The organism is Bacillus sp. FSL K6-0042, from assembly GCF_038006685.1.
Lineage (GTDB): Bacteria > Bacillota > Bacilli > Bacillales > Bacillaceae_G > Bacillus_A > Bacillus_A pseudomycoides.
This window is the reverse complement of sequence record NZ_JBBOVS010000001.1, coordinates 762979-785806: the sequence shown is the minus strand read 5'-3', so window position 1 is coordinate 785806 and position 22828 is coordinate 762979. Positions and strand designations below refer to the sequence as shown.

19 protein-coding genes and 3 pseudogenes are annotated in these 22828 nt (G+C 33.7%); 15 read left to right on the top strand and 7 right to left on the bottom strand.

Going from position 1 to position 22828, the window contains the following annotated elements; genetic code table 11:
* Window positions 1–48: 48 nt before the first annotated feature.
* Window positions 49–663, bottom strand: coding sequence for a cyclase family protein (locus tag MHH45_RS04250; RefSeq protein WP_016114853.1), 615 nt, complete (start codon window positions 661–663; stop codon window positions 49–51).
* The gene (zwf, locus tag MHH45_RS04245) at window positions 650–2170 is read right to left on the bottom strand and encodes a glucose-6-phosphate dehydrogenase (RefSeq protein ID WP_016114854.1); all 1521 of its coding nucleotides are present in this window, start codon (window positions 2168–2170) and stop codon (window positions 650–652) included. Before zwf ends, MHH45_RS04250 begins: the two co-directional genes overlap by 14 nt.
* Window positions 2171–2683: 513 nt before the next feature.
* On the opposite strand from zwf, the gene MHH45_RS04240 reads away from it, so the two are divergent.
* The gene (locus MHH45_RS04240) at window positions 2684–3568 is read left to right on the top strand and encodes a GNAT family N-acetyltransferase (protein WP_016114855.1); all 885 of its coding nucleotides are present in this window, start codon (window positions 2684–2686) and stop codon (window positions 3566–3568) included.
* Window positions 3569–4395: 827 nt separating this feature from the next.
* Window positions 4396–4582 (top strand): annotated as a pseudogene (locus MHH45_RS28005) (hypothetical protein); the annotation flags it as partial.
* A 19-nt stretch (window positions 4583–4601) separates the two neighbouring features.
* Here the strand turns inward: MHH45_RS28005 and MHH45_RS04235 are convergent.
* A protein-coding gene (locus tag MHH45_RS04235; RefSeq protein WP_088093830.1) for an IS3 family transposase occupies window positions 4602–5731 on the bottom strand; the annotation gives its coding sequence in 2 pieces (ribosomal slippage) (window positions 4602–5476 and window positions 5476–5731; 1131 coding nt in all).
* Window positions 5732–5976: 245 nt separating this feature from the next.
* On the opposite strand from MHH45_RS04235, the gene MHH45_RS04230 reads away from it, so the two are divergent.
* Complete coding sequence (locus tag MHH45_RS04230; RefSeq protein ID WP_088094745.1) at window positions 5977–6747, top strand: PH domain-containing protein; 771 nt, start codon at window positions 5977–5979, stop codon at window positions 6745–6747.
* A gap of 452 nt (window positions 6748–7199) precedes the next feature.
* Here the strand turns inward: MHH45_RS04230 and MHH45_RS04225 are convergent, their stop codons facing one another.
* Both MHH45_RS04225 and MHH45_RS04220 read right to left on the bottom strand, forming a co-directional pair.
* Entirely contained in the window at window positions 7200–7352 is a 153-nt protein-coding gene (locus MHH45_RS04225) for a hypothetical protein (RefSeq protein ID WP_016114857.1), read from the bottom strand.
* A 350-nt stretch (window positions 7353–7702) separates the two neighbouring features.
* Window positions 7703–7948: pseudogene (locus tag MHH45_RS04220) on the bottom strand (cupin domain-containing protein); the annotation flags it as partial.
* A 301-nt stretch (window positions 7949–8249) separates the two neighbouring features.
* Between MHH45_RS04220 and MHH45_RS04215 the strand changes: the two are divergent.
* The 4 genes from MHH45_RS04215 (at window position 8250) to MHH45_RS04200 (ending at window position 12969) form a co-directional block, all read left to right on the top strand.
* Window positions 8250–8570 carry a luciferase domain-containing protein gene (locus MHH45_RS04215; protein WP_140386133.1) on the top strand — a complete coding sequence of 107 codons (321 nt, stop codon included), beginning with the start codon at window positions 8250–8252 and terminating at the stop codon, window positions 8568–8570.
* A gap of 448 nt (window positions 8571–9018) precedes the next feature.
* Window positions 9019–10659: a beta-amylase gene (gene spoII, locus MHH45_RS04210; protein WP_016131409.1), complete on the top strand. Its 1641-nt coding sequence runs from the start codon at window positions 9019–9021 to the stop codon at window positions 10657–10659.
* Between the two features lie 139 nt (window positions 10660–10798).
* On the top strand, window positions 10799–12082 hold the full coding sequence (locus MHH45_RS04205; RefSeq protein ID WP_016114859.1) for a phytoene desaturase family protein: 1284 nt from the start codon (window positions 10799–10801) through the stop codon (window positions 12080–12082).
* Between the two features lie 17 nt (window positions 12083–12099).
* Window positions 12100–12969, top strand: coding sequence for a sigma-70 family RNA polymerase sigma factor (locus MHH45_RS04200; protein WP_088094669.1), 870 nt, complete (start codon window positions 12100–12102; stop codon window positions 12967–12969).
* Window positions 12970–13023: 54 nt separating this feature from the next.
* Here the strand turns inward: MHH45_RS04200 and MHH45_RS04195 are convergent, their stop codons facing one another.
* A complete protein-coding gene (locus MHH45_RS04195) occupies window positions 13024–13182 on the bottom strand; it encodes a hypothetical protein (RefSeq protein ID WP_016114861.1) in 159 nt (52 codons plus the stop codon).
* A 305-nt stretch (window positions 13183–13487) separates the two neighbouring features.
* On the opposite strand from MHH45_RS04195, the gene MHH45_RS04190 reads away from it, so the two are divergent.
* From MHH45_RS04190 to MHH45_RS04180, 3 genes are all read left to right on the top strand, one after another.
* Complete coding sequence (locus MHH45_RS04190; RefSeq protein ID WP_029426826.1) at window positions 13488–14078, top strand: O-methyltransferase; 591 nt, start codon at window positions 13488–13490, stop codon at window positions 14076–14078.
* A gap of 686 nt (window positions 14079–14764) precedes the next feature.
* Window positions 14765–15874, top strand: coding sequence for a toxic anion resistance protein (locus tag MHH45_RS04185; RefSeq protein ID WP_016114863.1), 1110 nt, complete (start codon window positions 14765–14767; stop codon window positions 15872–15874).
* 24 nt (window positions 15875–15898) lie between these two features.
* Window positions 15899–16732 carry a DUF3974 domain-containing protein gene (locus MHH45_RS04180; protein WP_016114864.1) on the top strand — a complete coding sequence of 278 codons (834 nt, stop codon included), beginning with the start codon at window positions 15899–15901 and terminating at the stop codon, window positions 16730–16732.
* An 879-nt stretch (window positions 16733–17611) separates the two neighbouring features.
* Here the strand turns inward: MHH45_RS04180 and MHH45_RS04175 are convergent.
* Window positions 17612–19171: a glycoside hydrolase family 10 protein gene (locus MHH45_RS04175; RefSeq protein ID WP_088094668.1), complete on the bottom strand. Its 1560-nt coding sequence runs from the start codon at window positions 19169–19171 to the stop codon at window positions 17612–17614.
* A 252-nt stretch (window positions 19172–19423) separates the two neighbouring features.
* Between MHH45_RS04175 and MHH45_RS04170 the strand changes: the two genes are divergently transcribed.
* From MHH45_RS04170 to MHH45_RS04155, 5 genes and pseudogenes are all read left to right on the top strand, one after another.
* On the top strand, window positions 19424–19729 hold the full coding sequence (locus MHH45_RS04170) for a PTS sugar transporter subunit IIB (protein WP_016114866.1): 306 nt from the start codon (window positions 19424–19426) through the stop codon (window positions 19727–19729).
* A 13-nt stretch (window positions 19730–19742) separates the two neighbouring features.
* Entirely contained in the window at window positions 19743–21032 is a 1290-nt protein-coding gene (locus tag MHH45_RS04165; protein WP_016114867.1) for a PTS sugar transporter subunit IIC, read from the top strand.
* Between the two features lie 119 nt (window positions 21033–21151).
* Complete coding sequence (locus MHH45_RS28000; RefSeq protein WP_353778769.1) at window positions 21152–21322, top strand: CPBP family glutamic-type intramembrane protease; 171 nt, start codon at window positions 21152–21154, stop codon at window positions 21320–21322.
* 229 nt (window positions 21323–21551) lie between these two features.
* A complete protein-coding gene (locus MHH45_RS04160) occupies window positions 21552–21818 on the top strand; it encodes a hypothetical protein (RefSeq protein ID WP_016114868.1) in 267 nt (88 codons plus the stop codon).
* 610 nt (window positions 21819–22428) lie between these two features.
* Window positions 22429–22734, top strand: a pseudogene (locus MHH45_RS04155) (glycerol-3-phosphate acyltransferase); the annotation flags it as partial.
* Window positions 22735–22828: the final 94 nt, after the last annotated feature.

The following is a 22828-nucleotide window of genomic DNA, read 5'->3' as shown; positions in this document are numbered from 1 at the left end:
TCTACATAAAAACAACCTCGTTCTTAAAAAAACGGGGTTGTTTATTATTTATATATCTTTAAAAAGAAGAACACGTGCTGGAGAGGCATCAGTTCCAACTAGTTTTAATGGTGCAGCTACCATAAAATACTGATCTGCCGGCACGTTTTTTAAACGTAATCCTTCAATGACGATAATATTTGCATCGAATAATGCCTTATGAGTTGGGTGTCCTGGTTGGCTACGTTCCACCCCGAGAGCATCAATACCAACTCCTCTAATGTTTCGCTCCGCTAGATAATGGGCACCGTCTTCTTTTAAAAAAATAAATTCATAATTAAACTCGTCTTCAAAAGAATTACGAGTTTTAAATAAGATAAAGTCATTCTCTTGAATATCGAGGTGTTGTAAATCAGTTTTTGTAATTCCATCTTCAACAGTTGTTAAATCAAAAACTTTAACAGGTCCCACTAATTTTTCTAATGGAATACTTTCAAAGGTTGCTCCTTCGTTAATCATATGTAATGGTGCATCAATATGCGTACCTGTATGGACGTCTAATGTAATACGTGACTCCGTGACATGCGCATTTGTTGTTCTTGAAAATTGTGGTTGTTTTTCAGGCTTATTTTTGTAAACAGTCATCCCTTCAAATATAGGTGCTGTAATATCATATATTTTCATTGTAACTTTCTCCTTTCAAATGAGAGGTTATCGTTGGCCACCAATGGAAGCAATCTCTTTCTAATAAAGCATCAGATTCTTTAGGGCCCATTGACCCAGACTCATAGTTAGGAAAATGTTTAGCCGGTTTATTACGCCAAACACTCGAGATTGTATCAACGAATTTCCAAGAAAGACATACTTCGTCCCAATGTGTAAAGTTAGTTGAATCACCACGCATACAATCGTATAGAAGAACTTGATATGCTTCAGGTGTATTCATTTTGTCCATACAGTTATTACAATAACTTAAATGGATGGGTGTCGAAGTAGTACCGCTATCGGTTTTTTGCGCATTTAAATGGAGGGTAATTCCTTCTTCCGGTTGAATATGAATGACCAATAAATTAGGATGAACTTTTTTTTCTTTATTAAAATATAGATTCATTGGTAAGTCTTTAAATTGTATGACAATTTCAGTTGATTTTTCTTGCATACGTTTCCCAGTTCGAATATAGAAAGGAACTCCTGACCACCTAAAATCTTCAATCATTAATTTACCAGAAACGAATGTTTCTGTGTTCGATTCTGAATCTACCGCGTTCTCTTCACGGTAGCTAATTACTTTTTGCTCGTCTATCATACCTGGTCCATACTGTCCTCGTACAAAACTATGTTCTACTGTTTCTTCTGAAAGTGGCTGTAAAGCACGTAGTACTTTGACTTTTTCACTTCGGATTTCATTTGCGGTTAGCTTTATTGGTGGTTCCATTGCAAGGAGTGCCACCATTTGTAATATATGATTTTGGACCATATCACGTAGTGCACCTGAATCTTCGTAATAGCGGCCTCGCTCTTCTACTCCTAAAGTTTCACTTGAAGTAATTTGGATGTTAGCTATATATTGATTATTCCAAAGGGGTTCGAAAATTGCATTCGCAAATCGAATGACTTTAATGTTTTGAACCATTTCTTTACCTAAATAGTGGTCAATACGATAAATTTCATCTTCTGTGAAGGCGTGGCGAATTTGATCATTTAATGCTTGTGCTGATTCATAATCATGTCCAAATGGTTTTTCAATTACTAAACGAATCCAACCTTCTGTTGAAGTTAATCCTTCTGATTTTAAATTCGTGGCAATTGTGCCGAAAAAATCAGGGGCCATTGCTAAATAAAACATACGATTCCCTTCGGTAAAATACCTTCCATCTAGAGTGATTAATAAACTTTTTAGCTCCTGATAAGAAGATAAATTCGTTACATCAAAAGGATGATAATAAAAATGGGAAGCGAATGTATCATGAGTCATGTTTTCTTCTTGTAAATTGTGAATAGATTGTTTAACATTTTCACGGAACTTTTCATTAGATAATGGTCGTCTTGCCACACCAATAACGGCAAAGTTTTCGGAGATTTTCCCTTGTCGAAAGAGCCTGAAAAGAGACGGGAATAATTTGCGCTTTGCTAAATCACCTGTCGCACCAAAAATAACGATAATACATTTAGGGGGAGTATAATTTTCCATAGTTAAATAGCCCTCACTTTTTACGAAATTAGCTCTCACTTAGTATGTTGATTATTGAACAATACATGTAAGCGTAAGATAAAATAATTTTTATTCCGCTATTCGTGAGCAGTAAGACCCCCACCTCAAAATTCAGCGAAAGTACAGGAATTGAGTCGGAGATAAACTGCCCGTAAAAGCCCGATTGGTGAGGGCTAGTAATCAGTGGGGGATGAAGAAAACCCACACTGATTAAAGTTTCACTTTATCTGACATATATCGGTTAGCTGTTAAATATAAAAATTATAAAAGTGTTGTAATACTAAAAAAATAATTCCTTAGAGTTTTGCTGAAAAGAACTTGTCTGAATCATAAAGGAAAAAAAACAGGTGGATTAGTATTCGGAGTTATCTTGAAAATCTTAACTTATTTTGGTATATTTTGTGATGATGCGTTGAGTTGTAAGAAGACTTACTTGATTTAAACACAATAGAAAACGATTACATTGATAAGAATGAACTTATGGAGGACAATATGGGGAATCTTATTCTTTTTGAAAACTTTTTTGTGGAGGAATCGAAAAAGGAACCGTTATTTCAATTATTTGAAGAAGTGTTTCGTATTCCTGTTCAAACGTTACAAAATTTTGAGGCCAATGGATTTTGGGACACTACATACAAACCTTTTTCATATTTACAAGAAGGTCAAGTAATAGCAAATGTGTCTATGTTTTCGCTACCAATGTTTGTAAATGGAGAGCGGATTTATGCAGCTGGTATTCAATCTGTCATGACACATCCAGAATATCGGAGAAAAGGCTTGATGAAGCAGCTGTTATGTAAAGTATTACAAGAAATAGATACAAAGTATGAATGTGCAATATTATTTACAGAGAAACCGGAATTATACGAACCATTTGGTTTTCGAGTCGTACAAGAATATCTGATGACATTGTCGTATGAAAATATTCTACCTCGTTCGTCTTCACTTCGAAAATTAAACTTTTATGATGAAAAAGATATGGAACTTATAAAGGAAATAATAGAAAACGCTCAACAGCTTTCAATGGAATTTTCAACATTAAACTATCGGTCTTCTTTCTATTTTAATATGTACGATGCGAAATGGAATGAAAAACTATATTATTCAAAGAAACTAGATGCGCTTATTGTATTTGAAGTGAAAAATCAAGTACTGAAACTATTTGGTATTTTCGCACAAATATTTCCGATTTTAGATGATATATGTGCTGAAATATCTGAGCCATTTACAGAGATTGAATTTTACTTTTACCCTGATGAGTTAGGGCTTGAAGAGGTAGCGTGCAAAGAGTTTCAATCTGAAACATATTTGATGATTCGCGGTGGTAAAAAGATTGATTTTAAAGGATATAAATTTCCAGTTTTGACTGAATTTTAAATAGAATCTTAATCTAGAAGTAACTATTAACAGATACTTTTTGAATGGATTATAGGAAATGATAGATAAGTGAATTATGGAATGTTTAAGAAATTATACCTGTAGTCCATCAAAAGATAATGGATTTGAAACAGAATTTTTGGATTTTACAATTGAGTATACATAATTAAAATTATCCGCATTCTATTATGAAGGAATGCGGCTTTTTGTTATTGTCTTGAAATAGAGTTAAATAAGCGTCCATAAAGTTTTGTGATAAAAGTCTTATCTCCTGAGAGTAAGAGGATCATTAAGGCATTTATTAAATCTTTAGTTTATGCTAAAGGCGTTGGATATGATAAACCAATGTATGAAGCTATGCTGGAGATAGAGAATGATTATACCTTATTTTCTTTGTTATATAGAAATTACACAATGGACTAGTAAACAACTTGATGAGACAAGCATATTATGAAGTGTGGGACGAGTTATCATAATTGAGATGATACTTGGTGCTCCATACTCCTTTCGCAAAAGAGTACCTAATGGCGGGTACTCTATTTTATTGAACAAAATGGACATTTGAATTGAAAGGATGATGGCAGTGGAAATAATTAATAAATTCGTTGATTACTTGAAGAAATTGGCTGAAAATAAAAAGGGAGTTATTGAAGAAGAGTAATAGTAAAAGCACTTCTGAACAAATCCAGAAGTGCTTTTTTCTTGAAAACTATAAAAATCATTAGATAAATTATAAATAGGATATTTGGTATTAATTTATTATTGATGAGGCACATAGAATATGGAATTTATATTATTTTAACAAGGCATTTTAAAAGGAATTTAATTTATATAACAAACAGTTTAGATGGTATGTAACAGATAAAGAATTATGGTTTTTTAGATTATAATAAATTAGATAATGCGTATAGAAATATAGGTGTAACCATTGAAGGGAATTATGAAGATGATGAACGAAGTGGAATAAGAGTGTTAGATAATGAAACAGTAGATGTGTTTTTACAAAAGATAAATATGGTATGTCAACACGAGACTAGACAATTTTTTTAAGGTGTTCCTGCCTGTACTGAACAGGGCTCAAATAGCCTAATGTGCCATGGATTCTAACATTGTTAAACCAGTTTACGTAGTCGTTCAATTCTAAAATCAATTCTTCTAAACTTGTGAAATGACGATCGCGAACGAACTCTGTTTTAAAGATTTTGTAGGTTGCTTCCGCTACCGCATTATCATATGGACAGCCTTTCGCACTTAATGAACGCTGGATTTTGAAGGTCTCTAACGTGTCATGGATCAGCTTGTTTTTGAACTCATTTCCTCGATCTGTATGAAATAAGGTAATCCGATTTAAGTTTGTTTTCACCGTTGCGAAAGCTTGTGAAACAAGCTCGGCATCTTTCTTTTGGCCTGCGCTATGGCCTATGATTTCTCGATTAAAGAGATCGACTAATAAACATACGTAATTCCACTTTTTGTTCACACGGACGTATGTTAAATCACTTACGACTACAGCCAGCTCTTCTTGTTGGTTGAACTGACGATTGAGTTCGTTTGAAATGTTTTCTTCGTTACAGCTAACTCTCTTCGGCTTAAATTGTGCAATCGTATAGTTCGATACTAAACCTTGGTTCTGCATGATTCGCCCAATACGGCGACGTGAAATCACATATCCTACCTTTTTTAGTTCTACTTTTATCTTTCGTGTTCCATAGTTCTGACGGCTCTCTCGGAAGATTTCTTTCACGAGTGGTGACAATTCATCTACTGTATCTTGTGCTTGTTTGGCTTCATAATAATACGTTGCTCTTGATAATTGTAGGACATTGCACATTGCTGATATTGAGTATTTATGTAGGTTATTCTTCACTACTTTTACTTTCGTCCTAGTATCAGCGCTGCTTGCTTTAAAATATCATTTTCCATAAGAAGTTGTTTGTTTTGTTTTCTCAACGCTTCCAACTCTAGTTGTTCAGCGGTCTTATTATCTTTCTCTTTAAACGAGCCAGACGTATGATTTTGATTGATCCATCGATCCAATGATGATGGTGTTAATCCATATTCCTTAATGATGTCTTTCCTTGGTTTACCATTCTGATACAGTTGAACCATTTGGTGCTTAAATTCCGCTGTAAAGGTTCTTCTTTCTCTTTTATTGTTCGTCATAGTAGATTCTCCTCAAATATATTAGTTGTAGTCTACTTAACCTTAATTTTTTTGTCTAGTTCAGTGTAGCCTATCCAATAAAATAAATTTCTTAGAACAAGTTATAGGAGATTAATAGTATTATAGTTAATATATTAATGTAACTATTTATTAAATTGTTATTTAATTTAAGGGGAATAGGATTTCTAAGGTTACGTTAATTCATTTGTAGAAAAAAATGAACGAAATCGAAATGGGGGTTAATCATGGGATTTTTTAGTCGGAAAGAGGTATGTGGTGTTTGTGAAAGTGAAGTTGGATTACATAGGTACAAAGTGAAAAAATCTAACGCCTGGGTTTGCCCAGATTGTTTGAAAGAGGCTGGTGGTGTTGGTGTTGTGCCTGTACATAAAATTACGATTGAAGAAATTAAAGCTACAATCGATGCAAAGGCAAACAAACTGAGTGATGATCCAATGTCAAGTGCTGAAGGAATGTATCAGTACTGCCTAGATAATAAATTCGGTTCAGGGTTTAATAAAAAATGGGGCTTAAAACACTTTGGCATACTCGAAAAGAATTTAATGCAAGGTGAAACAGTTCTTATGACCTTTATTGGAATACATAATTACAAATCAGCGACAAAACACGATAGTAATTTTGCCTATGTGATTACCAATAAACGCATCTTATTTGGACAAAAAACTTTAAGTGGTGAAAAATTTAAAGCAGTAGCTCATGAAAAAATAAATGATATTACATTTGAAACAGGAATTGTATTTGGTGTTTTAACGATCGATACACCACAAGAAAAATTTAAAGTAGCTTTAGATAAAGCTTCAGCAACATCTATTAATAATAGTATCCATCAGGTACTGGATACATTAAAGAGTAACAATATTGAAACGCAACCGATATCAATAACTGCTGCTACCTCGGCGGCAGATGAGTTGATGAAATTTAAAGAACTATGTGATATGGGTGTAATTACAGAAGATGAATTTAACGCTAAGAAGAAACAGTTGCTAAATATATAAACAAAATTTAGTTAATTGCTAATGTCTTATAAGCAGTAGTAATCCGTTTTGAACGGTTAAGTGCCAATAAAAGTATTGGAATAGGATATACAAAAAGACCTGTCCTATTAGAAAAATGTTTTAGACTATAGAAAAAAGTATTAGAATGTTAAAAAATAGTTGTAGACTGAAAAGGTGTTTTCTGTACATGAAAGCACCTTTTGTTAACATAAAATCAAAGTATCGCAAAACCTTTAAAAATCTCTTCAGAAGAACTGAAGGGATTTTCCATTCACATAAGAATATCGTTTAATAGAGTAACCTTGTTTTGAGCAAGAGTCTTCTATATAAGTGTTCTTTCAAAATGAATAATCATTTACTTATTTTATAAGAGAAAGAGCATCTGTTATGGATGCTCTTTTTTGATGTGTATATATTACACAGTAAATTCAATTCTAAACAAAGTGAAAATTCTATTTGTTTTTACCGCAATTACATCCTTTTTTCTTTACATATCCTTGGCGATATAGGTTTTGTGATGATTGGTAATTGGAAGATTGTGAAGATGAAGTGCGGATATCTTTATTGTTAGAAGAATCTTTGTTAGAATCGTACTCTTTATTCATGATACCATCACCTCCAGTTTGATATATAAATAGTATATGTGAAAACTCTAGTAATCGTTACGGTAGTTTAAGGTAATGAAACAAGATGAAAATATGATTCGTACATACAAGATTTTTACAGTTCTAAAAAGATGTTTACAGAGTAAGTAAACATCTTTTTAGAACCCATTTTTCAACTTATTAACTCAAGTAAAATTCAATGTAATTTCTATAGGGTCTTAAGTGAAAGATACTTAAACTCTAATTTACTGGATAAAGAATAGCTTTGGGATTTTCATATATTTATAAAATTTAATGATAACTCCTCCTATTAATACCCCCAATATGGATGAAATGGAAACTGTTGTTGGTAGTATGAAGGTGGCTGCTCCAGAAATACAGTAAACAAGTTCAGCTGCATTTTGATGTACATGAGGTTCAACGACGTTACCAGTGCTTAAAAAAATATCTAATAACGATGTATTGTCTAATGTATTTAATTGTTTAATTCCCAGTACATTTATATAATTTTGCTCATCTTTTTTAAAAAAATTACTCGTACTTAGATCATGAGTGAAACGGACAGAGGGAGAGGTGTAATCTATATAAGAAGTCATTTATTCTTCCTGCCTTTCTGTTTTGGAATGGGATTAAGTATACGAATTAGGATATGAGTCTAGTTATTTTAGTATGAAGTATTGATTGTACCTATTCGTATACAATGAATGTATTTTTGAATCAAATATAAAATAGAATTAGAGCGAATAAATGATGGTTTTTTTGAAAAAGCATGGGCTTCATTTACCTTGCAAATATCAAACTATTTTCGTAAATACATTGATACCTTTGAGTGATGTAACCTTTAAAGAAAAAAGGTATCGTATTCTTCCATTCAGAATGATAAAGGAGTGAATGGCCATGTCATATAGTGAAATGATTAGAAAAGAAGTGCTGATCTGGGAAGGGGTTTCTGAAAAACCAAATCGATTTGGTGGTATTGAATTAAATTATAAAAAGAAAGAATTGGGTCACCTTCACGGAGATACATTAGCTGATCTTCCATTTCCAAAATTAAAACGGGATGAATTGGTTAACCAAGGGTTAGCGCAGCCCCATCATGTATTACCTGAATCAGGATGGATTAGTTATCATATAAAAAGCGAAGAGGATCTTCCGATTGTCATTGAATTTTTTCGGATGCAATATGATAGATTTACAAAAAAATTAGAGAAAAGATAAAGTTGGTATTTCATTTAAACACAAAATAACTAGGTATTTATACCTAGTTATTTTGTAAATTACAGAGGGATTTTGATTAATTCTTTGGAAAATAAATATGACCCGTACATACCTAATATTCTGGATAAAATATTATTAATATAAAAATAAGGTAGTAAATTAATAATGTTTTTGAAAGTTATAAAAGGATAAAAATATTAGATTTATACAAAAGGGTTTCGTGATATGTTAATAAATTTGATAAAAGTAGTGTAACAAGTCCAGTAAAATAAGAAATGATATTTGTATGTGAAAGTAGATAGTATGAAATTGGAGTTTAAAATAAACAAGCTGATTAATCTAGCTTGTTTATTTTAATATTATGCATTATTGCATGCAAACGATTGCGTCTTTCCGTTTATAATGAAAGCGGATACATTAAATTTGTAAATTAAAGAGGAGAGAAGCAATGAAAAATCAGTTTCAATATTGTTGTATTGTCATTTTGTCTGTAGTGATGTTATTTGTATCATTATTAATTCCACAAGCGAGTTCTGCAGCTGTAAATGGAAAAGGAATGAATCCAGATTACAAAGCATATTTAATGGCGCCATTAAAAAAGATACCGGAAGTAACAAATTGGGAGACATTTGAAAATGATTTACGATGGGCAAAACAAAATGGTTTTTATGCTATTACAGTTGATTTTTGGTGGGGGGATATGGAAAAGAACGGAGATCAGCAATTTGATTTTTCATACGCACAGCGCTTTGCTCAATCGGTAAAAAACGCAGGTATGAAAATGATTCCTATTATTTCCACACATCAGTGCGGTGGAAATGTTGGAGATGATTGCAATGTACCAATTCCTCCATGGGTTTGGAATCAAAAATCCGATGATAGCCTTTATTTTAAGTCTGAAACAGGAACTGTCAATAAAGAAACATTAAATCCACTTGCTTCAGATGTAATTCGAAAGGAATATGGTGAACTCTATACAGCATTCGCAGCAGCTATGAAACCATATAAAGATGTAATCGCAAAAATATATTTATCTGGAGGACCAGCTGGTGAACTAAGATATCCTTCATATACAACTTCCGATGGGACAGGATATCCCTCACGTGGAAAGTTTCAAGCGTATACAGAGTTTGCAAAATCTAAATTTCGTTTATGGGTATTAAATAAATATGGTTCTCTAAATGAAGTGAATAAAGCATGGGGCACGAAACTGATTTCAGAGTTAGCAATTTTACCACCAAGCGATGGGGAACAATTTTTAATGAATGGATATCTTTCTATGTATGGAAAAGACTATTTAGAATGGTATCAGGGCATCTTGGAAAATCATACAAAATTAATTGGTGAATTAGCACATAATGCATTTGACACAACTTTCCAAGTACCAATTGGTGCAAAAATTGCAGGCGTACATTGGCAATATAATAACCCAACAATACCTCATGGAGCTGAAAAGCCTGCAGGGTATAATGATTATAGCCATTTACTTGATGCTTTCAAAAGTGCAAAGCTAGATGTAACATTTACTTGTTTAGAAATGACAGATAAAGGTAGTTATCCGGAATATTCAATGCCAAAAACATTGGTACAAAATATTGCAACATTAGCCAATGAAAAGGGAATTGTATTAAACGGTGAAAATGCTTTAAGTATCGGAAATGAAGAAGAGTATAAACGAGTTGCAGAAATGGCTTTCAATTATAATTTTGCTGGATTTACGTTACTTCGTTATCAAGATGTAATGTATAACAATTCATTAATGGGGAAATTTAAAGATTTATTAGGTGTAACCCCTGTTATGCAAACGATTGTAGTAAAAAATGTTCCTACAACAATAGGAGATACTGTTTATATTACTGGGAATCGTGCGGAATTAGGAAGTTGGGACACAAAACAGTATCCAATTCAATTATATTATGATTCTCATAGTAATGATTGGAGAGGAAATGTTGTGTTGCCAGCTGAAAGAAATATAGAATTTAAAGCATTTATTAAAAGTAAAGATGGAACGGTTAAATCATGGCAAACAATACAACAAAGTTGGAATCCAGTGCCACTAAAGACTACCTCTCATACAAGTTGGTGGTAATTATATTATGTAAACAAAAAGATCCTTTAGTATGTGATAAAGGATCTTTTTGTTTTTGAAGGAAAAATAAATCTTAAAAGATGTCACATTCTTCTTTCTTCATCCGTCTTGTGTGTAGAACAATAAGGAGGGAATATATATGGAGAATTTTAATGTGGCAATTATAGGCGGGGGACTTGCTGGATTAACAGCTTCGATTTATTTAGCTAGGGAAGGTAAAAAAGTTGTTGTATTAGAGAAATCAAGTCGCTTTGGTGGAAGAGCAATAACAACGAATAAAAACGGCATCCTTATGAATCTTGGGACGCACGCTTTATATCGCGGGGGAGAAGCACTATCAACTTTTGAGGAACTTGGAATCAACATTCCAGGAGACATACCTTCAACTAGCGCACATGGTATATGGAAAAATGATGTGTATACAATACCGACAGATTTTCGGTCAATCTTATCTACACTATTACTTTCATGGCCTGCTAAAATACAATTCTCTCATTTGATGTTAAAGCTCGGAAAATTAGATTTAAATACACTTCCTAAAATGAGTTTGAGTGTATGGGCAGAAAAAGAAATTAAAGATCCGATGGTAAGAAATATGTTTTATGCACTATGCCGAACATCAACTTACACATATGCTCCTACATTACAGTTAGCATCCTCTGTACTAAAACAAATACAACGATCAATGAAAGAAGGAGTTTTTTATGTAGATGGTGGTTGGGAGACAATTATAACAAAGCTAAGAGACGAAGCTACAAATGCTGGAGTTCATTTTATAGCGAGTAAAAACGTAGTTGAAATTGAGCACTGTGGTCATATTCAAAGAATTCGTTGTTCTGGTGACGAATTTTTTGAAGTTCCTACGGTTGTTGTTACTATACCACCAAAAGAAGCTTGTAAAATTGTAAAGGGAGCAAAAGACACCACGCTGCATATATGGGAAGACCAATCAGTGCCAGTAACAGTTGCTTCATTAGATCTTGGCTTGAGAAGATTGCCTAATTCATTACATCAATTTGCTTTAGGGTTAGATCAACCTGTATTTTTTACGAATCAATCGAGAGCTGCTAAGCTGAGCGCAGATGGAACGGTAGTAGTGGGATTGATAAAATATCATAATCCTACATTACAATCTAGTAACTTTAATGATGATAAAATTTTGTTAGAACATACAATGGATTTACTACACCCGAAGTGGCAACAGGAGTTAGTTGAAAAGCAATATTTACCTAAAATAACAGTTGTCTATGATTTTCCTCATATTGGGCGTACTGAAAATCCAGGGCCTACTGTTCCTGAAATGCCAGGGATATATGTTGCAGGAGATTGGGCTGGACATGATGAATTATTAGCTGATGCTGCGGTTTCTAGCGGTAAACGAGCAGCACTACAAATTTTAGAACAAAGTAAAGTCACAAATTGAAAGAGGGTCATGTGAGTGTGGAAATGGAACAATTGTATCAAGCGTATAAACCATTATTGTTTTCTTTAGCCTATCGTATGCTCGGGAGTGTTATGGACGCTGAAGATATTGTTCATGATACATTTCTTTCATTAAATCAAATAGAAGAGCTAGAGTCTGTTGATAATGTAAAAGCGTATTTATGTAAGATGGTTACGAATCGTACAATCGATAAATTACGTTCAGCAGCTCATAAACGAAATGTTTATATTGGCATGTGGTTACCTGAACCACTTGTTGAAGAAAATGATGATCCCTCAATGACATATATAATGAAGGAGTCTATTTCTACAGCGTATCTTTTGCTTTTACAACAGTTATCTGAAGTTGAACGGGCAGTGTTTATATTACGAGAAGTTTTTGGTTACGATTATGATGAAATTGCATCAATTGTTGATAAAAACAGTGCGAATTGTCGGCAAATCTTTCATCGTGCTAGAAAGAGTATTGTGGATAAACCGAAAGCTTCAAAATTAAGTACAAAGCAGATGGCTGCATATGTGGAACAATTTGTCGCATCTTTGCAGCGAGGAGACGTACAGGCAATGCTAGAAATTTTAAAAACAGATGCGATATTCAAATCAGATGGTGGAGGGAAGGTTACAACGGCTCTTAAACCAATTTACACATCTGAAAGGATTGTTCGTTTATTCTTAGGGATTACCAAAAAGTTACCAGAAGAATATTCCATTACATTTAGAATGGTAAATGGTACACCAGGTATTATTGTAAATATAAATAATCGCGCTACGTATGTGCTTTCGTTTGAATTTCAAGAAGAGAAAATAGCATCTATTTATATGATGATGAATCCAGAAAAGCTTATGCATTTAAATGAGAATGCATAGAATGAAAAAGACGCATCTCAACAGAGATGCGTCTTCGATTTAAAATCATGTAAATTACTTCTCTAACATTTCAAGAGGAACATCTTTTTCGCCTAATACCTCGCACTTAATTTCTCCGTCCTCTTCGTAAATACGCTTAATAATCGGTATAGTTATCATTCGCTTTTTGTGCTGCTTACGTTTTCTAGCAGCCTCTAAATTAATCACGTTCATGTTCAAAGCATCCTTTCTTACATACAGTTATAAACAAAAGAAAATGCGTCCGAAAAGGGCGCTTCTTTAATGTGAAATACCGATTAAAAATGATTTTATAATTGCATTTTGATTGTAAAATAATGTGAATGGAATAATTACACGTAGAAATTAACTTTACCAAAAAATGAAACAATACGCTACAAAAAAATTCAATTCTTTGTCTTATAACAGGAAAAAGATTTTCGTTTCGCATATAATGAAAAATAGACAAACATAATTAACTTTCTCATCAATTTTTAATCATTAAATTTGTTAGAAAGGCGATGAATAGCATGAATTCATTAGAATTATTGTTGTTAGAACTTGAAAAGTACGGGGAAGAGCATGATAGCAAAAAAGAAAAGCGAGAAGAAAAGTTAAGAAATGTTTCTCGTGAGATGGGACAATTTTTATCTATTTTAATAAAAGGGTGTAGTGCACAAAAAATTTTAGAAATTGGTACTTCAAATGGATATTCAACATTATGGCTGGCAAATGCGGCTGAAGAAACAAAAGGAAATGTTACAACTGTTGAGCTTTCTTCAGAAAGGGTCGCAGAGGCACTTATGAATTTTGAAAAGGCAAATCTTAGATATCGGATTGATATTCATAATCAAGAAGCAGGAGCGTTTCTAGATGTACAAGTAAATCGTTCATTTGATTTTATTTTTCTAGATTCAGAGCGTACGCAATATATGTGGTGGTGGGAAAATATAAAACGCATATTAGAACCACAAGGATTTCTTGTCATTGATAATGCGACTTCGCATGCAGAAGAGTTAGCAGAATTTATTCAGATGATTGAAGAAGATGATACGTTTGAAACTGTATTACTAGCCTTTCAAAAAGGAGCGTTTGTAGCACGAAAAAAATGAAGGGATATAGCCATAACGAATTGTGTCTCTACACGTGCATCAGCTTTTACACAAGATGGAGCGATACCAGGGCGTGTTTTTATTATGAAATTAGAAAATTGTATGGAATGGATTCGAGATGCGCTTGCAGTTTCAGAAATTGGTGGAATTATAATGCCAGTTCATCCAGAAGTTACAGGAGTTGAATGGAAGCGATTATAAATAGAACGGAGCTTAATTGGATTATCACATCTAAAGAGACTGTATGTCAAACGATTGAGCAGAACAATATTGATTTTCCTTTTAGATATGTGAGTAGACCTGATGATTTATATATTTCTTTGGTTATAATTCAGGTTCAACAGGTACACTGAAAGGCTTTGATAAAAGTCATTGGACTGTATTATCACAATTACCGAAGAAACTGAATGGGAAGGTAGACAAAATGAAATTGAAAGCGGAATTACTAAACAATAAACCGTGTAACACGTGAAGAATCCGCCTTCAGCACCTGACCTTCTAGGTCTTAAGTCTGAGGAAAATAATGTAGAGAACAGGTATACTTATGATAAGAAACAGGGAATGACTGCATAAGCAGGAGTTTATTGAAAATCGATTTCAAACCAGTACCATACATGTTGAACACGATATCTTAGATGAAATATAGTGCAAATAAATTCGCACATATAAATAAAGGAGCGATTTTGTTGACTGAATTAGAGAAAAAAGAACCTGTATCAGTAGTGAAAGACAATATGCAAGTAGTTGTTGATACAGTTATTAAAGATGAAGAACTTGTTGAATTGAATAAAGAAGCTGATTTATATGTACAGAAGTTAAATAGTGAACAAAATACAGATCTTTCGAAAGTATTATCACAGCTTGGAGATTTAGGGGATAAAGAACAGCAAGCAGCAGGGCAAACATTATCAGCACTAAAACGTCCTGTAACTGCAATGATGAATGGAAAGAATGAAGAAATTCCAAATACGTTATTAGAATTGCGTAAAGTGGTATCAGAACTCGACCCTAATTCATTGAAAGCATCAGGTATGAAGAAATTTATGTTTAAAGTTTTTAAGAAAAATCCACTTGAAACATATGTGCATAAATATCAATCCATAGATAAACAAATTGAAGAAATAATAAGAGCGCTGCTTATTGGACGTGACAATTTACAAGAGGATACAGTTGGTTTAGAAATGTTAAAAGAGCAATCACATGATAAAATCCATGCCCTTGATAAACAAGTGTATCTAGGGCGTAAGCTTGCCGGGATGCTTGAGGCTGAAAAGCAAAATCCAGATCGTCAAAAGGATATTCCATTAATTAATGATGCATTAGAAAAAATTCTTGTGCGTACACGCAATATGCAGCAAGCAAAGAGCGTATTACTGCAATCTATCGCATCTGTAGACATCATTAAGAAAAATAATGAAAAGTTAACAGAAGCAATTCGTAATGCGATTACAATGACACAAAACGTTATTACGGTTTCCGCAGCAATTCAACTCGCATTAACAAATCAACGGAAAACGATTGATGCAGTTAACGCAACGAATGAAGCAATTGAATCGATGGTATTAAGTAATTCACAGGCTTTAAAGCAAAACACAGAAGAAACGACGAAGCTGCTTGAAAATCCAGCAATCAGCATGGATAAATTGCGCGAATCATTTCAAAATGTATTTGCGGCTATTGAAGCATCTGAGAAATCATCGGAGCGCATTATTGAATCTAGTAAGAAGTTTGTTATTGAACTTGACACATTTAATAATGAAATGAAGCAGAAGCTCATTCAGCGCCCGAAGAAATAAAGAGGCATTAGAGGAGGTGAAAAAATGGGTTTCTTCGAATTTGTTTTAATGATTGGTGGGATTTTGCTTTTATTAGGGTTTACAGTTGTTGTTTTACTTGTTTACTTCGGTCGGAAATTTTACTTGTCATGGGCGAAGCCGTATAAACGAGCGCATGAATCGGTTGAAAAGCTATCAAATAAATCAACGCCGTTTTTACAAGAGTTTACGCAACATCCACTTTTTTATCGCTGGATTCGTACAGAAGGGAAAAAGGAACAAAAAGCATTGAATACCCTTTTCTGCGTTTCAGGTCAGCGTACAAGAGAACAAGTTTTCTCTATGTTACCGAAAGATAAACAAAAGAAAGTGCATGTGATGGCAAAAACAACGAAAAAAGTGACAAATGAAGATATTGATGTAGCAGTGATGAAAGTAAAAGATTTCTTAAGGCAAGAATCACAGCAATCATCCAAGCCAACAGATCTATCGTTTTATAAACTGTATTTTTATGATCGTTATCCTGATGCATTGAATACCATTCAGGCATATAAACGTTCAATTAATCCGTCACTACAAAGAACAGTTGATGACATTACAATTTCCGTATTAAATGCACTTCCGTACTACCAAGAACAACGCATGTTTGAACAACAACATAAACTGGAAACGTTCTTGATGAAAGACTTAATTGATATGTTATCACTTGTAGCACAGTTGCCACCATCACAACGTCCTGAAAAAGAAGAAGAATTACAAGTTTACTTACAAAACTTCCAAAAAGAAATGGAAGTAGTAGAGCGTGATATTCGTGACTCCATTGATCATGATTTGAATGTGAAGATGAGAGCGGCGAAGGAGAAGTTTAAGAATAAGTAAAAGAAAGCCTCTTGAGTCATGTACTCAAGAGGTTTTTGTTGTTTTAACATATATTCATTCTACCCTTAGTTGGAATTGCAGCATATAGATATAAAAAAATCATGCAAATCTGATAGATTATTAAATTTTGCAGTACCAAATATGCATAGAAATCACTTTTATTGTGTACTAAACAAGCACATTTTCTATAGTTTAAAATTTTTATTATATTTCACTCTATAACATCTTAAATACTTTTGGAGAATATAACATATCATTATCAGTAGCATAATGATAAGGGGAAATTGAAAGGATTGCTACTTAAAATATTTGAAAAAAGCAGTTTGATATACAGAGTACTTATGAAGTACTATATTCTTTCGAGAAAATTATACGTTTTAACACAAAATACATCTTTTGTTGTACGTTAAGAGATATTTGTTCAGAAAACTATATCAACGTTTTCTAGTCCTTAGCGTGCAATTTTCCAAGAATGGTGTTGTATTTTAATAAACCCCGATAATTTCCATTTATCAATAAAAATTAAATATGCAGTCTTCTTTGTTTTTCAAAACATCTCTTGACATAAAAATCTACTGTATTGCATAATATAAAAAATTAAAATTAAAATCGTTGAAGGGAACTAGTACATATGTTTTTTTGCGCAAGAGAGTGGAATCCACAGGCTGAAAGATTCATATGTTAATGAAAAAACGTTTAAAGGTACATGATAGCAATATCGCCGGATACTACCTTTAACCCTATTAGAACCATATAACATGAAAAAATGGATGAACAGATCAAATATAGTTAATGCATACCCTTCCTAAGCCTGGGGAGTTTGTTTTTTGAATATGCGTAAGGTAAAATCCCTCATATATAGAGTGAGGGATTTTATGATTACTTCGCTTGTATAGTAGTTTTGCTAGAAGGGATACTCTCGTTATGCAACCGATCCAAAGCAGTCACCACATACGTATACGTCTTACCAGACACTGCCGTCTTATCTACATAAATTTCTCCAGGTTTTGTTTTTCGTACAGTAGTAAGTAAATTCTCAGGATTTTGAATATCGACTTCATTCTTTCCGTTTACTCGGTAGATGGCGTAATAGGCAGAGTCGTTGTTTCTATCATCAATAATGCCTAAAACGATACCTTCATCTCTTACAATAGCACCTTTTAAAGTGGGGTGTTTAGGTGGATCATGATCTAGCCAAGGCATTGGCGGGATTAATGCAGGGTGTTTATAAATGTCTTTTTGTAGTCGATTTTTTATTCCTAATGGATTACTATTAATATCTTTTAAGCTGAAATGCATGCTACCTTTTATTTGTGAAAATTGATGATTTAATGCAATTTGTCTTGGATATTCTTCAGGGTTTGACCAAGCGGGGACTGAGTTATTATTAATTTTGTATGCAGCTTGTCCAATGTATAAGTGAATTGGTTTGTTTTCTGTTTCTTTTACCCACCAATCTAGTAAAACGTCATATGCTGCAGGTGCAAAACCGATATTCCAATAGATTTGCGGTGTAATATAGTCAATATACCCTTTTTGGATCCATTCTCGTGTGTCAGCATATAGGTCATCATAATTTCTTTGTCCAGCAGTTGTATTAGAACCGGTTGGATCGTCAGCTATATTCCGCCATACACCAAATGGACTAATTCCAAATTTGACATAAGATTTTTCTTGTTTAATAGCGGTATTTAAACCACTTACAAGTTGGTTGACATTATCGCGACGCCAGTCTCCAATGTTAGTGAATTTTCCATTATTGTAAACTTCATAGGTATCCTGGTCTGGGAATTCCTCCCCAGCTACCTTATAGGGATAAAAATAATCATCCATATGAACGGCATCAATGTCGTAATTTTGTACGACTTCTAATATTCCTTCGATTATAAAGTTTTTCACTTCTGGAATACCGGGATTATAGTATAGTTTTCCTCCATAAGATACAACCCAATCGGGATGTTGCTTAGCGGCGTGATTTTCTATTAATTGATTTAAATTTGTGTGGTTCATGGTTATTCGATAAGGATTAAACCATGCGTGAAATTCAAGGTTTTTTTTATGGGCTTCTTCAACCATAAATGCAAGCGGATCATAGCCAGGGTCTTTACCTTGTACGCCTGTAAGATATTCGGACCAAGGACCGTATCGGGAAGGGTAAAAAGCGTCTGCGGTTGGTTTAATTTGAACAACAACTGCGTTCATGCCTAGATTTTTTATATCATCTAGTAGTTTGATAAATTCTTGTTTCTGCTTTTCGATAGGTAATTCTGGCTTAGAGGGCCAATCAATGTTGAGTACAGATGCAATCCATGCGGCACGTAATTCATGTTTTTGATACGTAGTAGGTACTTCAGCTTGTGTGGACTTAGAGCTTATGAACAGGAAGAGAATAATCAAGATGACGCTACAACAACTCATCAATAATTTTCTAAAAATCATCGTACGCCTCCTTACATATTCTATTATTGAGACTACTATATCATGTGAATGTAAGATTCACAATTGAGAAAATAGAGAGCTGAAACTTTTATTTAAAATAAAAAATATTTTTACTGAAATTTCATTTCGTCAGAACTAATTTGTCTACATACCTCATATGATTTTTAATAACGTGAAGCTTCCTTTCATTGATGGTTTGACAGTCCTTGGAAAAGGATGAAAATTACTTAAAGCATATAGGAGGATTATGAAATGAAGGTTCTATTTGTATGTTCTGGAGGAATGTCCAGTTCAATTGTTGTAAACGCTTTAAAAAAAGAAGCGGAGAAAAAAGGAATTAGTATGGATGTACACGCAATTGGAACAAGTGAAGTGGAAGAAGAGGTGAAAAATGGTTGGGACGTAGTAATGGTTGCTCCGCAAATAAGGCATAGATTTGATGCAGTGAAAAAAATAGCAGATGAGCAGTCTGTTCCTTGTGGTGTGATTCCGCCGCAGGCTTATACACCACTTGGTGGTCCGACGTTATTAAAAGTAGTGCAAGAACTCATTCATTAGGAGGGAGAGTAGTATGAATAAGTTTATCTCATTTCTTGAGAATAACTTATCTAGTCCGATGGCAAGGCTTTCTGAGCAAAGACATTTACAAGCAATTCGTGATGGTGTTATTTCAGCGTTACCGTTTATTATTGTAGGAAGTTTCTTTCTAATAGTAGCATTTCCACCTCTTCCAAAGGATAGTTTTATTTCACTATGGGCGGCTAAGCATCAAACGAGTATTTTAATACCGTATCGGTTAACGATGTTTATTATGTCGCTCTATATCGCCTTTGGTATTGGATATAATTTGGCGAAAAGTTACAAATTAGATGCCTTATCAGGAGCGCAGCTTGCAGTTTGTTCCTTGCTCCTTACATTGACCCCTGAATTAATTGATAAGAAAGGATTTATGCTCCCAATGACAAACCTTGGGGGACATGGGTTATTTGTTACAATGATTGTTTCTATTTTATCGGTTGAGATTTTGAGATTCTGTAAGACGAAAAATGTAATGATTAAGATGCCAGAGCAAGTACCACCGTCTGTATCTCGTTCTTTTGAAGCACTTATACCTGCTGCTTTCGTTATTATTATTATGAGTATTATTACTGTTGTTTTTAGCATTGATTTACATCATTTAGTTGATAAGCTAGCTGCACCATTAGTAAAAGCTGGTGATAGTTATTTTGGAGTTATTTTACCAGTATTTCTAATTACATTTTTTTGGTCTTTTGGAATTCACGGTGTTTCCGTTGTTGGTACAGTTGCCCGTCCTTTATGGGAGGTTTATCTTGGTAAAAACTCTGCTGCAGTTGCAGATGGAGCGAACAGTATACCATTTATTGCACCAGAACCATTATACCAATGGTTTATATGGATTGGCGGTTCCGGAGCTACACTAGGGCTCGTATTAGCTATGATCGTCTTCGGTAGATCGAAATATTCTAAAGCGCTTTCAAGAACGTGTATTGTACCTGGTATTTTTAATATTAACGAGCCAGTTATATTTGGACTTCCGATTGTATTAAATCCGATCTTAATTATTCCTTTTATCATTACACCGCTAGTGACTGCAACCATTGCTTATACTGCAACTGCAATGGGACTTGTGACTGCGACTTATATTATGCCGCCGTGGACATTGCCAGCCCCAATTGGTGCGTATTTAGCTACGGGTGGGGACTGGAGAGCTGTTGTATTAGTCTTCATTAATATAGCAATCTCATTCCTTATTTATCTACCATTCTTTAAAATGTACGATAAAAATATGATTGAGGTTGAAAAGAGCGGTGATGGCGAGCAAGATTCTGTGAATGCGTAAGAATGAGAAATACGAAGAAATCATACAGATATGGATTTGAGTGATAGGCAACTAGTCTATCACTTCTTTCATGATTGGGGTTGTTTGAGGGTTATATCATTATCCGCTACTGTTTTTTAGTGATTATAATAGTGGCGTTTCGATATTCCTATCCTTTCTTTTTTACAGTAAGTATATTTTCCGTATGTTTGATTACAACCTGGTTAAGGATGAAATCAGGAAGTTTATGGACTGGCGTTATGATTCATGCGGCACATAACTGCTTTCTTCAACTTTTATTTGATCCTTGAACGAGTAACAAACAATATACGAAATTATTTACAACGGAATTTGGTATAGGGGTAGCTATCGTTTATATAATTATAGCGTTTTATTTTTGGAAAAGAAGGGATGAGATTTCTTTATCCCGCCTTAATAGGTAGTAAGACCGCCAACTGATTAAAGTTTCACTTTATAAAAAATTTTTTACGTGTTGATGGTTTAATAATTCATTTTATCAATAGAAGAGGGTGAAATGAAATGCGGATAAAATTCAGTTATAAAGGTGTGTTTATACTTCTATTTGTAGTGGTTTGTTCAAACCTTCTGTTTGCGCCTCTTTTAAGAATGTTAGATATATCACAAATGCATAGTATATGGATTGTGACGAGTATTTCGGCAAGTATGATGCTGACAATTGTTGTATCTTTTATAGATGGTACGTATTCATCAAAAGTACAACTAATTGTTAGATTTGTATCTTTTCTAGTTGGGTGTACGTTGCTTACGTATATGATTGTCTTTTAAAGAAATGTAGAGGTGATACTATGTATATTGTTGGCTTAATGTCTGGTACATCTTTAGATGGGATAGATGTTGCGAAAAGTATATGAATAAAATAAATTTTGTTCAAAGTGAAATTTCATCAGCAAAGGAACTTGTTTTTTAACTACAAAAAACCCTACTTTATTTTAAATACAGTTTTCAATATAGCAGTCTCGTTTTAAAAATGAATATTTGGTATTATTTACAAAAAAAAGGAGGTGTTATATGGATTTTGGGATTAAGATATGGATTTTTTTATTTAGAATTTCATTTCCGATCTTCTTGCTTATCGTATGTATGAATAGTATAGCCATTATAGGAATCGATAAGGTTCCGGTGCATAAGCCGCAAGTTATAATACTTGTAAGTTTGTTTATAGTCTGGTCAATAGGATATATTTTACAATATATTAAATCCGTACGTGTTATTGCATGGGAATTGATAGGAATTACAACGGTAGCAAGTTTCATATTTTATTGTATGGCTTACTTCTATGCCACTTATGCTTGAAGAGTGTATTGAAAATAGTAAATAGAAAGTGAATGATTATATGATTCATATCAGCCAATTTTTGTATGTAATAGGTGCTTATATGGTTGGGAACATATTAACAGCATATATGATTATAAAATGGAAATACGGGATGGATATTCGAGAGGTTGGTAGTGGGAATCCTGGTGCACGGAATATGGGGCGTTTATATGGGAAAGGATATTTTATTGCAACATTTTTGGGAGATGCGCTAAAAGGGGCAATTATTGTTTATATAGCAAGAATCTTATTTGGGGATTCTATACTTCTATTACTCTCGTTACTAGCAATTGTGGTAGGGCATATATATCCAATTTTCTTTAAATATAAAGGTGGAAAGGGAATTTCGACATTTATTGGCGGAATGGCATGCCCATCAACTTAAGAGTGAGCACAACCTGAGCTTTCGGCTCATCGGATCAAAACATTCCTAAAATAAAAGCATACTCTTAAAAATACGC

Bases quoted from the DNA above. Each gene is read 5' to 3' on its own strand.
- MHH45_RS04225 (WP_016114857.1), bottom strand. From the start codon at position 7,352: ATGAATAAAGAGTACGATTCTAACAAAGATTCTTCTAACAATAAAGAT.
- MHH45_RS04180 (WP_016114864.1), top strand. From the start codon at position 15,899: ATGGGTTTCTTCGAATTTGTTTTAATGATTGGTGGGATTTTGCTTTTA.
- MHH45_RS04195 (WP_016114861.1), bottom strand. From the start codon at position 13,182: ATGAACGTGATTAATTTAGAGGCTGCTAGAAAACGTAAGCAGCACAAA.
- MHH45_RS04240 (WP_016114855.1), top strand. From the start codon at position 2,684: ATGGGGAATCTTATTCTTTTTGAAAACTTTTTTGTGGAGGAATCGAAA.
- spoII (WP_016131409.1), top strand. From the start codon at position 9,019: ATGAAAAATCAGTTTCAATATTGTTGTATTGTCATTTTGTCTGTAGTG.
- MHH45_RS04170 (WP_016114866.1), top strand. From the start codon at position 19,424: ATGAAGGTTCTATTTGTATGTTCTGGAGGAATGTCCAGTTCAATTGTT.
- MHH45_RS04190 (WP_029426826.1), top strand. From the start codon at position 13,488: ATGAATAGCATGAATTCATTAGAATTATTGTTGTTAGAACTTGAAAAG.
- MHH45_RS04215 (WP_140386133.1), top strand. From the start codon at position 8,250: ATGTCATATAGTGAAATGATTAGAAAAGAAGTGCTGATCTGGGAAGGG.
- zwf (WP_016114854.1), bottom strand. From the start codon at position 2,170: ATGGAAAATTATACTCCCCCTAAATGTATTATCGTTATTTTTGGTGCG.
- MHH45_RS04160 (WP_016114868.1), top strand. From the start codon at position 21,552: ATGCGGATAAAATTCAGTTATAAAGGTGTGTTTATACTTCTATTTGTA.
- MHH45_RS04165 (WP_016114867.1), top strand. From the start codon at position 19,743: ATGAATAAGTTTATCTCATTTCTTGAGAATAACTTATCTAGTCCGATG.
- MHH45_RS04250 (WP_016114853.1), bottom strand. From the start codon at position 663: ATGAAAATATATGATATTACAGCACCTATATTTGAAGGGATGACTGTT.
- MHH45_RS04230 (WP_088094745.1), top strand. From the start codon at position 5,977: ATGGGATTTTTTAGTCGGAAAGAGGTATGTGGTGTTTGTGAAAGTGAA.
- MHH45_RS04175 (WP_088094668.1), bottom strand. From the start codon at position 19,171: ATGATTTTTAGAAAATTATTGATGAGTTGTTGTAGCGTCATCTTGATT.
- MHH45_RS04205 (WP_016114859.1), top strand. From the start codon at position 10,799: ATGGAGAATTTTAATGTGGCAATTATAGGCGGGGGACTTGCTGGATTA.